The following is a 17,688-nucleotide window of genomic DNA, read 5'->3' as shown; positions in this document are numbered from 1 at the left end:
TTTGAGTTTTTAGAGCGGTACTCTCCACCGGGTTTAGAGGAAGTGCTTGTTGGTCAACCAGGAACTTGCCAACTCCCCATTATCCTTGCCCATTTTGGGACTCCCAACGTAAAAAGCCTGATTTCGCTGGTTATTCATGACGATGGTTCAAATGTACCTTTGTATTCCTACTCATGAACTCTTGCTCGGTGTTTACCAGGTTAGGCTTCCAGTATTGACACCTTTCACCCCCGCTTCAGGGATTGATGGCTAGTCGCTACCCTGGGGGACGCAATTCTTGACTGCGCTCTGTGTGCTTTCACTCCTGCACCTGGAGGGTGGGACTTAGTTTTCTAGGATACTTACCTCACCCACATGACTATCAAATTGTCTTGGCGAAGCCTCTCCCTTTGGGAGAAGGTTCTTGTGTAGCTTGCGGGTAATCCTCTACCCATTTCAGGGTTAGTTTCTACCCAACGAATCGCACTCCGGCTCTGAACCCGTATGAGTTAGGTTCAAATCGCGCTTCCCATTCTGGCTCTAGTGCCAGCTTGACAAGTGCTTGCAAGGCTCGGTCTTCCATTGTAGGTATACCCAAAGGTCGCTTCTCTTCCGTCCCAGGCTTAGGAATCCATACCCTCCTAGTTGGACTGACCTTTGACCCCAGGTTTAATTTTTGAGTTAGGTCTAAACGTTGCTTTGGAGTTAGCGACTTAACGCCATCTACACCCGCCGTCTTTTTGCCGCAATTATCCTGGGTAACTCTACGAACCGATAAGGCTCTTGCTGACCAAGACTTCATCAACGTCTTTTGGAGTCTGCGAAATGCTTTTACATCACCACGAATAGAGGCTTGATAAATTCTCTTCTGGAGCTTATACACATTACGCTCTAGCTTGCGCCAGTTAATTTTGTGCCATTCCACCATCAGTTTTTTAGACTGTGTATTAGACATATATACTCACTACTTGAGACTTGATCTTCCAAATCATCGTAAGTCTGTTTGCATATTCTGGGCATTACCCCAGACGTTCGCTTCTGACTTAATCTCTCCTGCTCGCTGCATACGGTTAGCACCTACTCAGGTATTCGACCACCTGAGAGCAGACGAGAGGTTATCTCGTTCCGAATGACCATACTGTGTACCGTTAGAGTGATACTGTTCGCCGGGTTTATTGGAAGTGCTTGTTGGTCAATAGACAACTTGCCAACTCCTTATCCTTTGCCTTTTGGCTCCAGCGCATTAAGCCTTATTTCGCTGGTTTTGTGTGACGACGATTCAGTTGCATCTTCAAGCCAGGACTTTACTCATGGGTACTTTGCTCAATGCTTTACCAACTTAGGCTGTCAGTAATCACACCTTTTCACCCCGCTTTACGGATTGATGACTATTCGCTACCGTAGGGGTGATGCTTTCACCGCTGCACCTGCGGGGTAGGATTTGAGGGTTCTAGGATACTATTTCTCACCTACATGGTCATTCAGTTGTCAAGGTTCTAATCCTTGCGGCTAATCCTCCAAACCCTTTCAGGCTTTAGTTTCTAGCCAACGATTCGCACTGTCCTATCACAATCGCGGTCAATCAAACGTATCGCCAGGGCAATTATCCTTGTTCCCCGATGATGGCATTGACTGGGATATTATGGAGTGCTCTCTGGAATCGGCATGAAACAATGTATCCGATCCGAATCCGCTGGTGTCCGTTTACTTTGTTTAAAGGTAGCTTTACAGTTTTCCAGCGCGAGCGTGTTCGCCGTTGAAGAGGAAATTTCGTATTTTTGTTTAACAACCAGCCGGGAAGTCCCTGCGGTAATTTATTCGGGGTACTTCGCGCAGCGCTCAGATTAATCCCCTCTAAATATACCGAGGGACTTCCCGGCTGGTTGTTAAAGGTCTTCGTTACTCTTAGAAAGCTGCCAAGCATCGAGAAAATTACTGAATAAATTGCTTTATCCCTCCAAGTCAATCGCTTCATGGGCTAACTCCGCGTTTGCTACACTATGGGTGTTTTGTACCCATGCCGGGGCTGTAATATCGAGACTTCTCCGGCATAGATAATTTAGTTGCTCTCTAATTGCTGGTGGTATTTCTTACCTTCTGAGATTCTACGCTTGAGGGTGTCTAATGCCCTCACCGCTGTCCAATTACCCAGATTAGCTAATTGGATATATTGCTGTATCAATTCTTCGGTGATTTGTTGGTCTAGCCACTGCACCAATTCTGCGGTTGCGAGGCGCGCTTGGGGATTGGTGTTGCCGAACATCTCGAACATTCCCAAACGCTGCATTTGCTCTAAGGTCATACTTTCCACCGCTTTCACGGCTTCTTCAAACTCTTGGGCGGTCAACTGGGACGGCTCATGGGGATGCTGCTGTAACAGGAAATAATCGATTTCTTTGTACGCGCCGACATACATTTTATGGCGAACAGTGTCGCATAAAATTGCGTGTTCGGGCAATTCATCATCAGAGCCTAAGTTGTAAGATTCTAAGTGGATTGCGAGAGTTATGTGTTCTATCAGTGGCGCATACACGGCGTAGTAGCTAAATGTAGCCATTGCTCTGCCATTACTCCAGGTGGCTTTGCTTCCTTGGTAATAAAGAGCAAAGTATTGAGTGTTGTTGACTCCCACCATCCCCGGTAACATGGGTGGCATCGCTACGGGTAATTCGATGAAGTGTGTTCCTAACATGATTCCTCCTTGTTCAAGTAAAAGGGCATGGAAACGCTGGTTTTTTGGCCTTTCGTGTATTCAATATCTACCGTTGTTTTAGTCAATGCTCAACAACGAATTGCTCTTTATTTTGTTGTTATTTCATTTGAGTTACCTCCCAGATATCGGGGTATTTTAAATGTTTGAATCCATTGGGCATCAACACGAACCATCATTTCTGATGAATCATTTTTGATGACATTCAGCCAAGGATTTTTCGCATCTCTCAGAATAAACTCTACTTTAATAGACTGCACGAACACTTCAGGCGGAACCCGACTAGCTTCAATCCATACCCCATCATCAAACGGGTTGATTGGATAAATCATTTTTTTGAAGTTATACACATTGTCGTGATAGCAGTTGGGATACTCATAGCGCGATACCATCCGATTGGAATGAGACATGGGATTGTACTTCCTCAATGAGAAAATCTGCATCTTTTATGACTCCATTAATCCCAGAGTGTAGTAGTTATCTAACAATCGAGCGAAAGAAAACAGCCGTTAGATTGATCAGCCAAAGTTATCTTTAGTTCAAGCCCTTCTGTTCTCAAAACTTTTTCTGCCTCATCCAACAGCTCAAAAGAGTTGAACCAAACTTGAATGATGCCCTCAAGTTTATGATGCTTTAAGGTGTATCCTCGTTCGTGATGGGAAGGGTGACGGCATCTCACGAAGCAAGCCGTTCTGAGGAATGTGTGAATGTTTCTGGTCATTTTTATGTGTTCTGTTATTCAAATAGGATGAGAGCGCTGCTTTCTTGGCGTTTCCCGTAGTCTGGGTCTACCTGCTTTCTCAAATACTCAAAGTCATCAAATAAGTCACTGCGGACATACTTGGTATTGTTTCTAGAGCTTAGTTTGTAATAGGCGTGTTGCCATTCTGCAAAGGCATTCAATGATGCGCTGCTGTGCAGCAACCAATCGCAGTTGTTGAGGTGCTTGAACCCCCACTTTTCATCAGTCCATTCGGTGTTCGCATTATCCTTGCTATGCCAGCAAAGATACACCGCACCTGGGAATCCTTTGAGTAGCACTATTTCGTACAAATTCCCAGCTTCTGTGTAACGGTAGCAACTTTCTTCGTTGATGCACTCTCCGGGAACATCTCACTTTTGCAGCCAAGCTAGAAATTGGAGTTAGGAGCCAGGAGCCAGGAGGAAAGAGGAAGAAGGAAGAAGGAAGGAGCCAGAATAAGTGTTTTTACAACTATGAGAGGCTCCCCACTCTCCGCCTTCATCTAAACCCATTTGAGGACAATCTAACCCTAAACAGCAGTGCATTGTGTACCTTTAACTTAGTGTTTTTTCTACACTAGCGACAGCTATCTTATTAAAATTACTTTTGTTTTTATGTTAACATTCAGCAGGAAATAGTCCTTGGTAAAAAGTGATTATTTGCTGCTTAATGGCAATCTATAAAACGCTCAAATGAGTTTCGCGTCCTCCGAATTGTGCAACTTTCTGAGCTTCGATATCTCCCGCTTCCAAGGCTTGTCGGATGACTGAATTATCGGGCGATACTTCAATGCGTTGAAACTGGGGAGGAAGTTGATTTACTTCACAAGGGAGTTTGAGGGGCAAAACTCCGCCATTGTTGCTGATAGTTAAGTGGATGCGGCGCAGCCTTAGTTTCTTGACACCCTGAGATTTGAGACAGCTCTTGAGTTGCTGTTTCATCCAATTCACTCGTTTGCTGTCGGTAGCTGCGAGTTTATTCAGGCGTTCTGCTTCAGATTTACGTTGTTGGCTCAGGGCATGGCGGTTGGTAATGGCAGCGCAGTAGTTATCAACCTTGGAAAGCCATTGCTCGTAGGTACTACCCCGTTGTTCTAAGAGTTGTTGCACCGCTACTTCTAATTCGGGTGTGATTTCTTCACCTTCGATGTTGTCGATTAGCTTATCCAAGTCCTCCAGTTCTACAGTAAGTAAATGCAATGACTTAGTGCGCCCTCGGTGAGCCTCACAGCGACTGGAAATCAGAGCACGTTGGTCTGGGTTCATGTGTTGCCATGCTTGCTGCACAATTGAGTCGGTTTCAGGAGTTTCGGGGTAAGGAAGTTGCCCCAAGCGCAAACTTGAGGCATGATAGATTAGATCCTGCTCGCAATAATCAGATTTGTCGCGACTAATTGAAACTGAACTTCGGTCAACCCTATTGTTTCACCATCATCCGTACAGGCAGTAGCAATCACTTGACCGCCAAGTGCAATACTGCGACGAGTAATGCAGGTTAAGGGCAATTCCTTGTATAAGAATTCCTCATCACAGATTAGGTCTATCGCGGGATCTGGAAATTGATTCGGGACATATTCTATGAACGCAGGTTCACCTGCAATGCCCACTCGGTTTTGCAAATCTGCCAGTTCCAACTTTTCTTCTACTTCCAGCCGGTGGATTCCTGTTGAATTAATCAAAGCGTAGAGCATAGCTTACTCCCTATTTTTTACACCCTAGCGGTAGCCCTTTAATTTAAATTATTTGTATATTTAAAATTACTCTTGATATTAAGTTGATTTAGTATGACCTCTGCTTACCACTTAACCCGCCCAACTCTGGTGGTTAGTGCTATCACGCCCGCGATCGACCAATCATGCGGGTATTGCTTATAACGATGGCGTAATTACCAAGTGGGGTACGTTCGATAAGTGCTACTCCCACACCGAACTCAAACACTTTATTGAAGATACTTTGGGTGTACCTGCTCGGTATCTCACTCACAATACCTACACCGTTTCTTACAACTCTAAAGCTCTTTCCCTGATAATCTACCCAAGATTTTTTCCTTGAAAGGCAGCCTGTCCCCGCCATTTGGAGGGGGCTATTTTAATTATCCAAAACCACCGGATTTGGTGAGGTCAGACTTAAACTGAAGCCAATACTATCATTTTATAACGTAATAAAAGCCAGCATTTATGAAGAAAAAACCATCAATACCAGATGCGATTCTGGCTATAGATTTTGGCGGCTTATCTACTAGAGTTTTCTGCCAAAGCTCACAAGCAGGCAGTAAAGCAAACTCCTTTGTAATGGAATCGCAGGTGGGGCCAGTGAGCCAAGACATAGCCAATTGTTTCACACAACCCAACCTCGCATCAGCATCTCCCGAAAATATTGCTTGGGTGGCAATTGGTAATGAATGCCGAGCCGTTGGCTACCTGGCAGCAGCGCAATTCAATGCTCACATCGGTTTAGCGGGACTGAAGTACAGTAGCGCTTTGTACAAAGCTCTAGCAGCTTTGTGGGTAGTGTCGCGGAAGTTAGATTTAGGCAATCAATTTAGCGCTGCGATCTCCGTTTTCTTGCCCCCAGGCGAATTTAATGATTCCAAGCAATTTTTTGAGCTATTAAGTCAATACTCTGCTTTATTTGAAACACCCACAGGCAAGCTATCCGTCACCCTAGACAAAACCCAAGCTTTGCAAGAAGGTGGCGGCATTGCTTTGATCCACAACAGCAACTTAGGTTCAGCCTTCAAGCAGCGGGTAACTGCCTTTGTTATGGTAGGATTTCGCAATGCTTCGGTAATAGTTTCGGCACGCGGTGCTGTCGGTAAGGGCAAAACTTCAGACTTAGGAATGGTAAGGTTGGTGGATCTAGTTCAAGAGCGAACATCTAACTACGATGCTTCCCGTTTGGCTTTATCAATCGCTCAAGCGGGCGTAAGCTACAACCGCCCTTACTTTTACCGAATTGCTCGGAATCGAGAGGAGACAGCGAAAGATCGAGAAGTTGACCAATTGATTGAAGCAGTCAAGCTGTCTCGCTTCGACTACGCTCGAATGCTATCTCATTGGATTAATGAAGTGCTGCCGCCCGATTTAGATGAAATTGTATTTTGCGGGGGGACTTCTGAATATATGAAGCCAGAACTGCGAAATCAGTTTTCTCATTATTCGCTGTCTTGGCACGCAGGCATAACAGTGCCAAAAACACTTGACCCGGATGGTTTAGGTTGCCGCATAGCTGATGTTTACGGACTATTTTCTTACTTCAAATCTCAGTTTGAGGTACTGAGGCAAAGCTCTGTTGCGGCAACTTCTCAGAGGGCAGAAGATACAACTTCTACTTCAGGAGATGCTCCACTTCCTCCAACTGATATACAGAGTGTAAAAGAATGTGCTGAACAATCTATCAAGCCCAAATCTGAACAATCTGCCAAGCCAAAATCTGAACAACCTACTCACCCAAAATCCGAGCCACCTACTCAATTAAAAATTGAGCAATTTACTCACGCTAAATCGGAGCAATCTACTGAACAAAAATTTGAGGAATCTACTGAACAAAAGACTGAAGATATTACTGAACAAAAAATTGAAGAACCCGCTGAACAAAAATTTGAGGAAGCCACTGAACAAAAGACTGAAGATATTACTGAACAAAACAGTAAAAACGGCGCTCAACAAAAGGCTGATTCAAGTATCAAACATAGCTGCTTAGATGATTCTAATAAATGGAGTGAGGAGGAGGAGTCGTCCAATACAGAACCTTCATTAGAGGAATCAGAAGCAAACTTAGATGCAGCTCTCTTATTGGGAGGACCCTACCGAGGTGCTGGAAAGAAGGTGAGGAATTATGCCTAGAAAACGTTACAAGGAATTTTGCTGGCGCTGTCAAGTTTTGCCAGATTCCGAAGACGCTATCTTGCTATCTTACCTGCAAAATCATCCTTTTTTTAGTTTACAGGAAACGATTTTACCTCTAATCAAAGCGCGGTGGCTGTTAGCATCATTACGCAATAGCGGTAGTCATTCTAGTACAGAGTTAGAGTATTTGAGGCGAGAAAGCATTAATTTTTTGCTTAGGCAGATAGATGAAGTTTGCCGAGATGCGGGATTTAACTGTACCGAGTTAGGAGCAATTGCCCCTGGTATTTCTTCGGGTTTAATTCCTTTAGCTACTTTCCCTCACTTATCGAATTCAGGTGCATCTATTGCTACGGAATTAACTGCCCTTGAGAGTTCAAATCCCGCAAGTTTGCCCGAAGAAAAAGAAGCAGAGGAATTTTCGGGAGAAGTTGAGTTTGAAAACAGCGCATTTAACTTAGCTGGTTTCGATCCAGCAATGGTCGGGCCTAGCTTTAGTTAAAAATTATTAAGTCTTGAATAGACATCCAGCAAGGAGGAATGAAATGACTAACATGATTCACTTGGTTGACGGCGAGAAAGGTGGCGTTGGCAAGTCGATGCTAACTCGGATTCTGGTTGAATTCAATCAGAAGTATGAACTGCTGTACACGTTAATTGATGGTGATTTTCAAAATCCTGACGTGCAGCAGCGCTATCCTGAACACAATGCAAAAATCGTAGCTTTAGTTGAAGATGAAGAGAAGTTTTTCGATATCGATATTATTTTTGAAACAGCAGTAGAAACTCCTGTGATTGTCAATTTACCAGCTCGGGTTTACAGCATTATCAACAAATGGATTGACGAAGCTAATTTAACCTCTCCTGATTTTAAAGAGCAGTCAGGAGTTGATGTATGCAAGTGGTTTATTTGCGGTGGCACGACGGACAGCATTGAGATGTTTATTGACTCTTTCAACTACTTTGAAGGTCAGCTTAATCACATTTTTGTCCGCAATTTTGGAGTTTGCAAAGATTGGTCGCACGTACAAAGCCATAAGGAAATGAACAAGCTCATTAATAATTACCGAATTCCTGTGGTAGACTTGCCGGCGCTGAGTGCAAGAGAGCGCAAGTTTATTGATACGAAGCGGTTGTCATTTTCTCAAGCAATGAAACACTCTGAATTCTTCTTGATTAGTCAGCAGCGATTGCATACTTTTCTGGAAGACTGTTTCCGTCTGATAGAAGATGTAGGTTTGTTTAACAACGCACCCAATCGCAATAAAAAAGAAGTTATCGCTCCCTATGAACAAAAAAAAAATGAGGAAATGCAGAGAGAAAATGAGCAACAAAATGAGTAACTAAATAAGCAACAGGTTGTAAAGTCTCAGGAGGCTGTAATTTGTAAAAAAGGTATCGTAAGCTTTTAAGAATCTAAATTAAGGCTTACGCACACACTCTACTGATAGGGTGTGCCGAAACCAGCCCGCTGGCTGAGTGCAATCAACGCAGTTGTGTTATCCCAGGCGTTGGATATTAGCAATAAACGTTGTTTATTGCGTTTAAATTCTGAAAAGAAGAAGATTGATCGATCGCCCGCTACGAAATTTCCAGGGTTTCAAAAACTTCTTCACCACTGGGTCAGCGGGCTGGGTGTGCCGAAACACATCTTAATACTACAGATAGTGTCTAAACCGATAATTTGCGGGTATTCCTGTAAATTTTACAGTCAATGGGTGATGAACTCGTTAGGAGACGGACAAAATATGAGTTCACACTATAGAATGCGCGATGCAGAACAGCATAAAGATTAGGATTTTGATTAGGTAGGAGGTTAAATGTCCGATCGACTTTTAGAAGAACTTTCCGAAGTTGACTCTGAAGAGTTTGGCGAGATATTGGAAACGCCAAGGGAACAGGGCAGACTTAATAATACCAAAAATAATTCCATACAATCCGCTGAAAATTCGCAAAATTTGCCCGATTCTCCAGATACAGTCCTAGAAGATGCAGTAGAAGAAAAGTTGAAATCAAATGGGAGTAAGCTAAATGAAGAGCAGTTTTGGGAACTCATAGACGATGATTCGAGGGAAAGAGAAGCTCTGAACAGAGATCCTTTATCTGCCCCTCCCATGTACGAGAGAGATACTGAGTCACTAATCAGCCAGGTACTCAAGGGCAAAGACTCCAAATTTCGCTCTCATGTCATTCAGACAGCTTACCGATACGGTCTCAATAAAAATGACCCGCTTTTTATCGTATTGCTGGCTACAGGTCAACTCGAACTGCTGTTAGAAAAAAAACCGCAAGAGATTGACCAGTTTTTCAAGAATTGGCAATCTCAATGGCAAGGTGATTTGAAAGATTCTCAAGCTGTTATTTCTCAAGAACTGGAACAAGTTCGCCAGCTTACTGAAAATTGGGAAAAAGAAAGCAGGGAGTTTTTAGAACGGCAGGGAAAAGCGGCTGTTAAGGTGCAACATCGCCACATTTCCAACTCAGTTTACACCCTAGTGCGACAAGCAGCTTTAGAGAAAGTTGCTCACGATATTTGGTCGGTGATTTTTGGGAGCGGGGTAGTGTTAGGGGCAATGGCGATTGGCGCGTTTATCGGGTTAGCGCTGCCCCGGTTCATTCCAGCGCCTGAACTCGACCCAAAAGGGCCGCGCCAGCTCACTTTAGAACAAGCCGTAGCGCTCGAATGGGGGCTGAGCAAAGAGGGTCAGTTTGCTCGCAAGAACGCGGATACAATTCAGTGGGCAACAAGCAATGAAGGGAAATATGCTCGCCAATTTATGAGCTGGAATCAAGCTTTGTTGAGCGAGAAAGGTGGCAAAAAACTGTGTGAAACTGAGATAAATCGATTGGGGGTGACGCTGACAGTAGAGGGTAAACCTGCACAAAAAGGATTTTGTACTTTGTGGATTCGCTCCCCTCAAGAACGAGAGTTTGTTCCTTGAGGGCAAATACTAAAGTCTTGAGTGGGATGTAAATAAGTTAGCTTAACAGGAGAAATCTATGATTGCCAATTTGAACAATCAGCCGTTACCTGACCAAAATCAGAAGCAAGTGCAGTCGCAAATATCGGGTGTTTTAGTTGCACTAAACGACCCATTCGATGAGATGGTTTGGGATTACTGTTTGAGTCAAACATACCCAATATCGGAACAGATTAATATTGTACTGAGTGCTTTCTGGGGGCCGTTTGCTGCCAAAAATGCTAGCAAGTCTCCTGAGCGAGTGCGAGCAATAGCTTGTTATTCACTGCAACAATTAGCAGCTCAACAAAAATTGATTGACTCAGTGTTTGAACTGTCAAGTGAATCAACTAAAATTTCCGAAGTTATTGCTGTTCCCAAAAGGAAAAATAGTTGCAAGGTACTCAATCAAGCTTGTGTTTGTTCTCAATCTGTTCTAAATACTGCAATTCGGTGGGAGTAAGAGCCGTTGTTCTTTCTAACAAGTTGAGGATTTCTATCTCAAAAGGATCTAGATTTCCTAATTTGTGAAGTCGGTCAGTGCGATCGCAAATTTCTTGAAGTCCGGGTTGATTTTCGAGCGGCCTGGCGGTGAGAGCCGAGTGTTTGAAGGTATGCAAATTCATGGCAAGAGTAGGGATGTGCCGCATCCACACGGTAGCCGTTTTCTCGCCCACTGACTGAATGCGGCCTAACCTGCCGTTAACGTCTTGGCGATCGGGCGCGTACACTTCCACCAAGGAACCAATTTTGAGCGTCAGGTGGTGGGCGATCTTAGGTTCGCCTTCAGGTTTTACTTTTTTGTCGCGCCCCTGTAAAGTTTTGGCAACCTGAGCGGGATTGCTGCGAGTGTCGTTTGCCAAAGCGATGACCTGCTTCTTGGTCAGCCCAGCAGAGCGATTCAGTATTTTCCACTTCACTTCGTCCCCTCCAATAAAACTGAGAGCATCCACAGCTCGAGTAAATTGGGCATCCCGGTAAATCGTTCTGGGGGAAGCTTTGAACCGTTCTCCTAACTCTCGTGCTGTTTTGTCTGTCAAGCTGCCATTTTGAGAGCTTGCTCCTTCTGGCATTGTTTTGTCTGTCAAGTGGTCATTTTGACAGCTTGCCTCATCTGGCATTGTTTTGTCTGTCAAGCTGCCATTTTGACAGCTTGCTCTATCTGGCGATACTTTGTCTGTCAAACTGTCATTTTGACAGTTTGCCGAACGCTTGCCCCCGTGAGATTCCTTGGTCAGCTCGTACCAGGTGCCGCGCAGGTAGCTAACGGATTCTGGCGTCAAGCTGCGCCGTCCCAGTTGGTTGGCGATCGTCCAGACCTTGACTGCATTCCGACTGTCAAAAGACATCTCTACAATTTTGTATGGTATGCCGTGCGCGGTACAGATGGCGAACCTGTTGTGGCCGTCGATGAGAAGCTTTTCCTCGGCCCAGACTACTAACGGATCGTGGCATCCTTCCTCCAGAATGCTCGCTTGCAGGGCGGCTTTTTGGTCTTTACTCAGGGGAGGAATGAGAGATTGAAATTCGGGGTCGATTCGCAGTTGTTTCGCAGCACAAGAGGTACACCCTCCAATACCCCCCGGGAAAACAATTAACGCTTGCGGCTCCCGATCGTCTGCTTCTGATTGCATTTGACGCATTCCTGGCGAGTTTGTTGAATGCAAGGCTCGCCCGCGCTCGACCGCAACCGGAGTAGGGGAGTCAGCGCGGGCAGGAATTTTCTTGAACTATTCAACACTAACATAGTTATCGTCGAGAAGCCTCCAGAAAATGCGAAAATAGTAAAAAAAAGGAAATGCTATCCACGCTATGTCACCTAGGAAAGGAATTCACCCCCATCCCAACTCACTAGCCAACCTCAACCGCTCTGGGGGACAACCCCGCTATGAAGAACCCAAGAAGCAAAGAAATATTCAGGTAACATCGGTAGGATGGGAAGGAATTCGCGCGATCGCCATTGAACGCGGATTGAGTCTCAACGAGTTGATAGAACAGATTGGCCGGGGTCTGATTCCCCTTGGCAATGGTGAAAAAAGTAACTAATTGCCAGATATGGAAAGAGAGGTTAGAGCAAAAAAACTTTCTATCAACTAGTTACGAGAAGTTTTATTAATAGTAACAACGGTGTTTTTATCGGTTAAAAAATGTTCTAACTTACGGTATTGTGCCCTGCCAATATATCAGGAAAAAATATAATGGTTCAATCACCTCCAAAACTTATAACTGTTGATGAATTTATTACAAGCTACGGCGACAGCGATTGCTACGAACTGATTGATGGTGAATTAACCGAAATGGAACCAACAGGGCCGCACGAACAAATATCCGGTTTTCTGGGACGAAAACTGAATGTAGAAATTGACCGCCTGGATCTACCCTACCTTATCCCCCCTCGCTGTCTCATCAAACTATTAGGAACAGCAACAGCATTTCGCCCCGATGTGCTTGTATTAAACCAAACTCGACTAATTAATGAACCTTTGTGGCAACAAGAACCTGTAATTACATCAGGTTCCTCAATTAAACTGATTGCTGAAGTCGTTAGCACCAACTGGCAGAACGATTACGCCCGCAAAGTTGAAGATTACGCCATACTAGGAGTGCCTGAGTATTGGATTGTTGACTATCTGGGCATTGGCGGCAGAGAATATATTGGCAAACCCAAACAGCCGACAGTTACAATTTGTACGCTGCGAGAAGACGAGTATCAAAAACAGTTGTTTCAAAATGACGATCGGCTTATTTCATCAATCTTTCCCGACTTGCAATTAACCGCACAAAAAATCTTCGCTGCCGGCAGATATGCTGCTATGTAGCTTATATCCAGGTAACGTCGGTAGGATGGAGGAAATTCGTGCGATCGCCATTGAATTGGGATTGAGTCTCAACGAGTTGAGCGAACAGATTGGCAAGGGTCTGATTCCCCTTGGCGCTGAAGAAAGTAACTAATAGCTTGGTCAGGAAAAGGAGGGTTCATTCAAAAAAACTTTCTATCAACTCGTTACCAGAAGTTTTTTTGAAAAAGAACACTAATTTAGTCGTTGATTCTCCGAGCATTTTAACTAGCTTTCAAAATTTGCTCAATTAGGGAGACAACTTGCTGCGGTCGATGCTCAAAGTGCTTCTTAATTTGAAATTTTAACGAATCTGCTGGCACATCTTTTTTGTTTAGTTTCAGGCGAATATGCTCACTTCGTGGGAGAGTGGAATTGAGCGCTCGAATAACGGTGCGGCATTGTCGGAGACTCAGGCTAGCGACTTGAATGAAGGGTAGATTTAATGTGTCGGTATCGAGTTGAATATTAGAAGCAAATTCGGCTTTAAGTTGTAGCGAAGAGGTGAGGCGCTGTTCTTCTGTGGGTTCTGGAGTTGCTGCCGATTCGGTAACAGCAGGAAAGGAAGCAATTTCATTGAGAAGAGGCACAAAATCTGGGGCAAGTTCTGCTGAGAGTTTTTCAGAATGATTCATCCGCTTCGATGCTAACAGCGTAGCGAGATAGTGAACAATTAAGCCACCGTAACCAAAAATTACCACAGTTTCAATTGCGAGGGTGAGAAAATGCTGAATAGGTTGATACATGATTATAAATTGCAAGTGGAACATCTCTAAAACGCGCTCGCGTTTAATATCAAAACCTTACTAAAGTCTTCTGAGAATGCGATCGCAAATATCGCAAAGGGAACTGGTGCGGTGGGTGGGCGGGTAAATAAAATCCTGCTTGGAGCAGGATTTTATCCCCTTTATCGGGGGTCGTCATTGATTACTTGACAAAATCATCAATCTCTTCATTATCGTCAGTTGCCTTTTTCTTATGAGAAGCTTTGACTGCCGATTCGATATAACGGAAGTGCAAGTCAATCACTGCTTGCTCAGATGAAAGCCAGTAAACATTGCTCAAGATTTCTTCAAGCATCTCGTCAGCCGAGTAGCCTTCATATTGCTTGTTAAACCAAGTATTGAACGCTTCCCAGTCAAGAGCTTTACCTTTCTGCAACTGTCGTTGTTTGGCACGTCCCGTTAACTCGCGGGCAACGTGCAAAAACATCTCGAAGCGCTGTTCTTCAAGAGTTTCTGCAAATTGCTTTTGCATCGGAGTTGGAGCGGATTTGCGATTAGCCATGATTAACCCTCAAGCGTGTTTTTTATTCACAACTAAAGCGACGACAGTTCGCTAATTACAATTAATTCAAAAAAATTAGTGGTGGGTGGGTGGGTAAAATCCAATTCACAACCAAGGTCAAAATTTCCTTGATTGTGAATTTGTTGGGTATGCTTCCCAGAGCGTCCTGATTCGGACGGTGGCGACAATCATTACCCAGCATCGCAATTCGTGGAAAAGGCTTCGATAGAGGCAAAAAAATGCTCTGCTTTTTCAGCAGAGCTTTCTAATCAAACTTTAGCGATTATTCGTCGTCTTCCTCAAATTCTTCGTCTTCGTCTAAACTAAAATCATCCTCCTCATCGTCATCATCCTCATCCTCATCGCCTTCGGAGTCTTCGTCTTCGTCATCAATTTCATCGAGTATGTCATCAATTTCATCATCTTCATCATCGAGTTCGTCGTCCTCATCGAGTTCTTCAGTATCTTCTTCTGAGGATTTAGCTAACTCATTGCGACGCTTTAAGCTTTGAGCATTGAACTCCATTAAATCGGCAATGGCAGCTTGTGGATTGTCAGCAATTGTATCGTAAAGTTGGCTCATCGCTAAGGCAACAACTTCGACACCATACTTGAGTTCATCGGGTCGGCCAACTAGCTTGGGAAACACAGTATTGTTCCACTCTTGCCAGTCGAACTTTTTACCATTGCCATTGCCGTTGCGCTTGTTCAACTGAGCTTGAATATCCAATCCCAGTTTTTCGCGAACTGCGTGGCCAACCTTTGTCGAAATACGGCTATCGCGACGCTGAATTGTCACACCGTACTTCTTATGAATTGTATTCCGAATCTGTTTGACTAGCTCGCCAGCAAGTTGCTCCGGGCTGAGGTTAGATTGAGGTTTTGATTTGGCTCCATTGTTACTGCCGACTGTTTGACTGTTCTGCTTTTCAGACGGTTTAGATTTAGCAGGCACTGGTGACTGAGAGCGAATAGGAGTGGCTGCGGTTTGTTTTTTAGTTGCGACCATGATTGACAATTTAACTTGTTTAACATCAATTTATTAGTGCCGTTAGGCACAATTACCCCCTCTGGTTGAGGGGGCGTATTTCGCTCATTAGCAGGAAGTTAAATCTTAATTATGTTAGTTAAATTATTATGTTAAACATCCTGTATTTAGTTGTATATGAATCATGAAAAATTTCAATAATTGGTCAAATTTAAGAGTTATTCAAACTCCCATTGTTGCCCTCGAATATTACAGTGCCGATCGCCAAAAAATCTTGTCATCATTTCATCAGTACGCCAGTGAGTGTTGTTTACCTGTTTATTATTGGAATCCTGGCTATGCAACTCTTCAACAGGTGCGGTGTTTAGATAAACATCTCCCGACTTTAGGTTGTCATTCAGATAGGACAAGCGTTTCAGATATTTCCCAGATGTATAATAGTGAATGCGTCTTATGTAAAACTGAGCTATCTGTCGAGAGTGATGTCCTGCAATTTCTGCTGGAAAATGACTGCCCCGGTATCTTTTTGTTAGAGGACATTTTGGAGTCAGACAGTACCGAACAGCCTCTTGTCCGACGTTATTCTCAATTGGCTAACGCATTCTTTGAGCTGAAAGGGCGTTGGGCCGACCAATATTGGGTACTGCTGGGCGAGTACATCCAACTGCCATCAAAGCTAAGTCCATTAATTCCTCTACTCAAATGTCCGTTACCCGATCGTTTTGAAGTCGAAGTTCTTGTAGATAATTTTTGCGATCGCAATTGTTCCCTTGATTTTGGTTTAGATGCGGTAGCTGCTAAAAAGCGGCTGGCTGTGTCTAGTCTAGGGCTGCCAACTGCTGAAATTGAATTGGTGTTAGATCGATCGCTCTCTGTGACCGCTTCAGTTGTCCAAATCGCACAGTTGGTATTGGAGCATAAAATATCGCAACTTCGAGACCAGGGGTTGGAGTTCATTGCTTCTCCAGACGTGCCTCATGCTGGCGGTTTAGATTTATTAGACGCTTATTTGAGCGAAGTCGTAAAGCTGTCAGAAGCTGATGCCAAGAAATATCACCTCAGACCTCCCAAAGGAATGCTGCTGTGGGGGCCGCCGGGGACGGGCAAAAGTTTGAGTGCAAAGCTAGCTGCTAAGAAGCTAGGTTATGCGCTTTTAGCAGCAAGTTGGGGCAATATTCTAGGTTCTTCTAATCCCGATCGCGCTCTCAACAAAATGCTGGATACAGCCGATAATTTGGGCGGCTGCGTGCTGTTTTTTGACGATTTTGACAAGGGTTTTTCTGGCTGGGAATCAAATGCTGATGGCGGTGTAGCTAGGCGGCTGTCGCAGAAATTGCTCACATGGATGCAGGAGCATGAAAGCCCCGTGTTAATGTTAGCTACTGTTAACCGCTTAGAAATGCTGCCGGCTGAACTTATCCGCAGATTTGACGACGGCGGAATCTGGTTTGTCGATTTGCCACACAGCGGCGCTCGCTATGAGATTTTCAATTTGCACTTAGCTAAGTATTTCCCAGAGCAGTTTGGGGAAGGAAAAGAGAACCTTTGGAGCGACAGGCAGTGGTATTCACTACTATCTGATTATGCGGGAGCAACGAGTGCTGAAATTGCGATCGCAGTTAAACGCTGTGCTGAGCGAGCTTATTGTGAAGGGCGACCTGGTAAAATTGAATTGGCCGATCTGCGTTATCAGAGAACTCAGTTTGTGCTGTCGTCTGAGCGTTCTTCTGAAGATATCCAGGGGATTCGTAATAAAGCGTCCTTTGCTCGACCTGCAACTGGTCGCGATCGCTCTTTGTTTGCAGCAGGAGAACAAGAATTGTTTGAGTACCGGCCACCTGCTTACGATCCAATTTGATTAAGGATTAGACTCTCCGTTTAGTGATATTGAAATGTCAAACCGGGATACAGGCTGGATACACCGTTCTAGTAGAATCGTCCAGTCTGTATCTCGGTTTAATAATAACCAGTACATCCGGTTAACAACAGATGCACTGGTTATCGTATAAGCTAAGACTTAACTTGGACGTGGTAGCCGCAATTTTCAAGGCATAGTTTGACTCCCTGCCAAGTTAATCCAGTTTCTGCTTCAAGCGGAACCGTTAAAGCATTGGTCGTGTAGCCGCGATCGCCCTCCTGCCTGATAACGCTATATTCAGCTTGTTGCAGCATAGCAATGGCATATTTTGATAGTTTACCAACAATATTTGCGGCTTTGTTGCTAACTGTGAGAATTACATTCATTTTGATTTGAACTCAAATCTTCACTTGCACCACAACAATCGTTGTTTATGGGTGGGAGGTTGGGTAATATCAAATTTGCTTACATCGGAATTAG

At 44.2% G+C, this 17,688-nt stretch carries 20 protein-coding genes and 1 pseudogene; 10 read left to right on the top strand and 11 right to left on the bottom strand.

Annotated elements, in window-relative coordinates; genetic code table 11:
• Positions 1 to 466: 466 nt before the first annotated feature.
• The 6 genes and pseudogenes from QUA90_RS03120 to QUA90_RS03095 all read right to left on the bottom strand — a co-directional run.
• Positions 467 to 934 (bottom strand): annotated as a pseudogene (locus tag QUA90_RS03120) (reverse transcriptase N-terminal domain-containing protein); the annotation flags it as partial.
• A gap of 1,104 nt (positions 935 to 2,038) precedes the next feature.
• Positions 2,039 to 2,671, bottom strand: coding sequence for a hypothetical protein (locus tag QUA90_RS03115; protein ID WP_333151713.1), 633 nt, complete (start codon positions 2,669 to 2,671; stop codon positions 2,039 to 2,041).
• A gap of 107 nt (positions 2,672 to 2,778) precedes the next feature.
• A complete protein-coding gene (locus QUA90_RS03110; RefSeq protein ID WP_333151711.1) occupies positions 2,779 to 3,099 on the bottom strand; it encodes a hypothetical protein in 321 nt (106 codons plus the stop codon).
• A 325-nt stretch (positions 3,100 to 3,424) separates the two neighbouring features.
• Positions 3,425 to 3,742: a hypothetical protein gene (locus tag QUA90_RS03105; protein ID WP_333151707.1), complete on the bottom strand. Its 318-nt coding sequence runs from the start codon at positions 3,740 to 3,742 to the stop codon at positions 3,425 to 3,427.
• Between the two features lie 366 nt (positions 3,743 to 4,108).
• Positions 4,109 to 4,762 (bottom strand): siphovirus Gp157 family protein, encoded by a 654-nt coding sequence (locus QUA90_RS03100; protein WP_333151705.1) that lies wholly within the window; start codon positions 4,760 to 4,762, stop codon positions 4,109 to 4,111.
• Positions 4,763 to 4,785: 23 nt separating this feature from the next.
• The gene (locus QUA90_RS03095) at positions 4,786 to 5,121 is read right to left on the bottom strand and encodes a DUF3846 domain-containing protein (protein WP_333236980.1); all 336 of its coding nucleotides are present in this window, start codon (positions 5,119 to 5,121) and stop codon (positions 4,786 to 4,788) included.
• Positions 5,122 to 5,257: 136 nt separating this feature from the next.
• On the opposite strand from QUA90_RS03095, the gene QUA90_RS03090 reads away from it, so the two are divergent.
• The 6 genes from QUA90_RS03090 (at position 5,258) to QUA90_RS03065 (ending at position 10,701) form a co-directional block, all read left to right on the top strand.
• Positions 5,258 to 5,482: a hypothetical protein gene (locus QUA90_RS03090; RefSeq protein WP_333302403.1), complete on the top strand. Its 225-nt coding sequence runs from the start codon at positions 5,258 to 5,260 to the stop codon at positions 5,480 to 5,482.
• Positions 5,483 to 5,607: 125 nt separating this feature from the next.
• A complete protein-coding gene (locus QUA90_RS03085; protein ID WP_333236977.1) occupies positions 5,608 to 7,275 on the top strand; it encodes a hypothetical protein in 1,668 nt (555 codons plus the stop codon).
• On the top strand, positions 7,268 to 7,780 hold the full coding sequence (locus QUA90_RS03080) for a hypothetical protein (protein WP_333236975.1): 513 nt from the start codon (positions 7,268 to 7,270) through the stop codon (positions 7,778 to 7,780). The genes QUA90_RS03085 and QUA90_RS03080 overlap by 8 nt, the downstream gene beginning before the upstream one ends.
• A gap of 43 nt (positions 7,781 to 7,823) precedes the next feature.
• On the top strand, positions 7,824 to 8,621 hold the full coding sequence (locus QUA90_RS03075) for a mobilization protein MobD-like protein (RefSeq protein ID WP_333103598.1): 798 nt from the start codon (positions 7,824 to 7,826) through the stop codon (positions 8,619 to 8,621).
• A 477-nt stretch (positions 8,622 to 9,098) separates the two neighbouring features.
• Entirely contained in the window at positions 9,099 to 10,220 is a 1,122-nt protein-coding gene (locus QUA90_RS03070; protein WP_333236973.1) for a DUF6753 family protein, read from the top strand.
• 58 nt (positions 10,221 to 10,278) lie between these two features.
• Entirely contained in the window at positions 10,279 to 10,701 is a 423-nt protein-coding gene (locus QUA90_RS03065; RefSeq protein ID WP_333236971.1) for a hypothetical protein, read from the top strand.
• On the opposite strand, the gene QUA90_RS03060 is transcribed toward QUA90_RS03065, so the two are convergent.
• Entirely contained in the window at positions 10,643 to 11,872 is a 1,230-nt protein-coding gene (locus tag QUA90_RS03060) for a hypothetical protein (RefSeq protein ID WP_333316056.1), read from the bottom strand. The genes QUA90_RS03065 and QUA90_RS03060 overlap by 59 nt on opposite strands.
• A gap of 178 nt (positions 11,873 to 12,050) precedes the next feature.
• Between QUA90_RS03060 and QUA90_RS03055 the strand changes: the two genes are divergently transcribed.
• The 3 genes from QUA90_RS03055 to QUA90_RS03045 all read left to right on the top strand — a co-directional run bounded on the left by QUA90_RS03055 (position 12,051) and on the right by QUA90_RS03045 (position 13,190).
• On the top strand, positions 12,051 to 12,284 hold the full coding sequence (locus tag QUA90_RS03055; protein ID WP_194012320.1) for a hypothetical protein: 234 nt from the start codon (positions 12,051 to 12,053) through the stop codon (positions 12,282 to 12,284).
• 152 nt (positions 12,285 to 12,436) lie between these two features.
• The gene (locus QUA90_RS03050; protein ID WP_333316058.1) at positions 12,437 to 13,057 is read left to right on the top strand and encodes a Uma2 family endonuclease; all 621 of its coding nucleotides are present in this window, start codon (positions 12,437 to 12,439) and stop codon (positions 13,055 to 13,057) included.
• Positions 13,044 to 13,190, top strand: coding sequence for a hypothetical protein (locus QUA90_RS03045; RefSeq protein WP_333151689.1), 147 nt, complete (start codon positions 13,044 to 13,046; stop codon positions 13,188 to 13,190). The genes QUA90_RS03050 and QUA90_RS03045 overlap by 14 nt, the downstream gene beginning before the upstream one ends.
• Before the next feature lie 109 nt (positions 13,191 to 13,299).
• Here the strand turns inward: QUA90_RS03045 and QUA90_RS03040 are convergent, their stop codons facing one another.
• The 3 genes from QUA90_RS03040 to QUA90_RS03030 all read right to left on the bottom strand — a co-directional run bounded on the left by QUA90_RS03040 (position 13,300) and on the right by QUA90_RS03030 (position 15,371).
• Positions 13,300 to 13,821 (bottom strand): hypothetical protein, encoded by a 522-nt coding sequence (locus tag QUA90_RS03040; protein ID WP_333443831.1) that lies wholly within the window; start codon positions 13,819 to 13,821, stop codon positions 13,300 to 13,302.
• 181 nt (positions 13,822 to 14,002) lie between these two features.
• Positions 14,003 to 14,362 (bottom strand): hypothetical protein, encoded by a 360-nt coding sequence (locus QUA90_RS03035; protein WP_015179737.1) that lies wholly within the window; start codon positions 14,360 to 14,362, stop codon positions 14,003 to 14,005.
• A gap of 283 nt (positions 14,363 to 14,645) precedes the next feature.
• Positions 14,646 to 15,371, bottom strand: coding sequence for a hypothetical protein (locus QUA90_RS03030; RefSeq protein WP_333314089.1), 726 nt, complete (start codon positions 15,369 to 15,371; stop codon positions 14,646 to 14,648).
• A gap of 163 nt (positions 15,372 to 15,534) precedes the next feature.
• Here QUA90_RS03030 and QUA90_RS03025 point away from each other — a divergent pair, with 163 nt between their 5' ends.
• Positions 15,535 to 17,208: an AAA family ATPase gene (locus QUA90_RS03025; protein ID WP_333314088.1), complete on the top strand. Its 1,674-nt coding sequence runs from the start codon at positions 15,535 to 15,537 to the stop codon at positions 17,206 to 17,208.
• A gap of 152 nt (positions 17,209 to 17,360) precedes the next feature.
• Here the strand turns inward: QUA90_RS03025 and QUA90_RS03020 are convergent, their stop codons facing one another.
• Positions 17,361 to 17,594 (bottom strand): hypothetical protein, encoded by a 234-nt coding sequence (locus QUA90_RS03020; protein ID WP_333195861.1) that lies wholly within the window; start codon positions 17,592 to 17,594, stop codon positions 17,361 to 17,363.
• Positions 17,595 to 17,688: the final 94 nt, after the last annotated feature.

The organism is Microcoleus sp. D3_18_C4 (assembly GCF_036702355.1).
Lineage (GTDB): Bacteria > Cyanobacteriota > Cyanobacteriia > Cyanobacteriales > Microcoleaceae > Microcoleus.
This window is presented reverse-complemented; position numbering and strand designations above follow the sequence as displayed.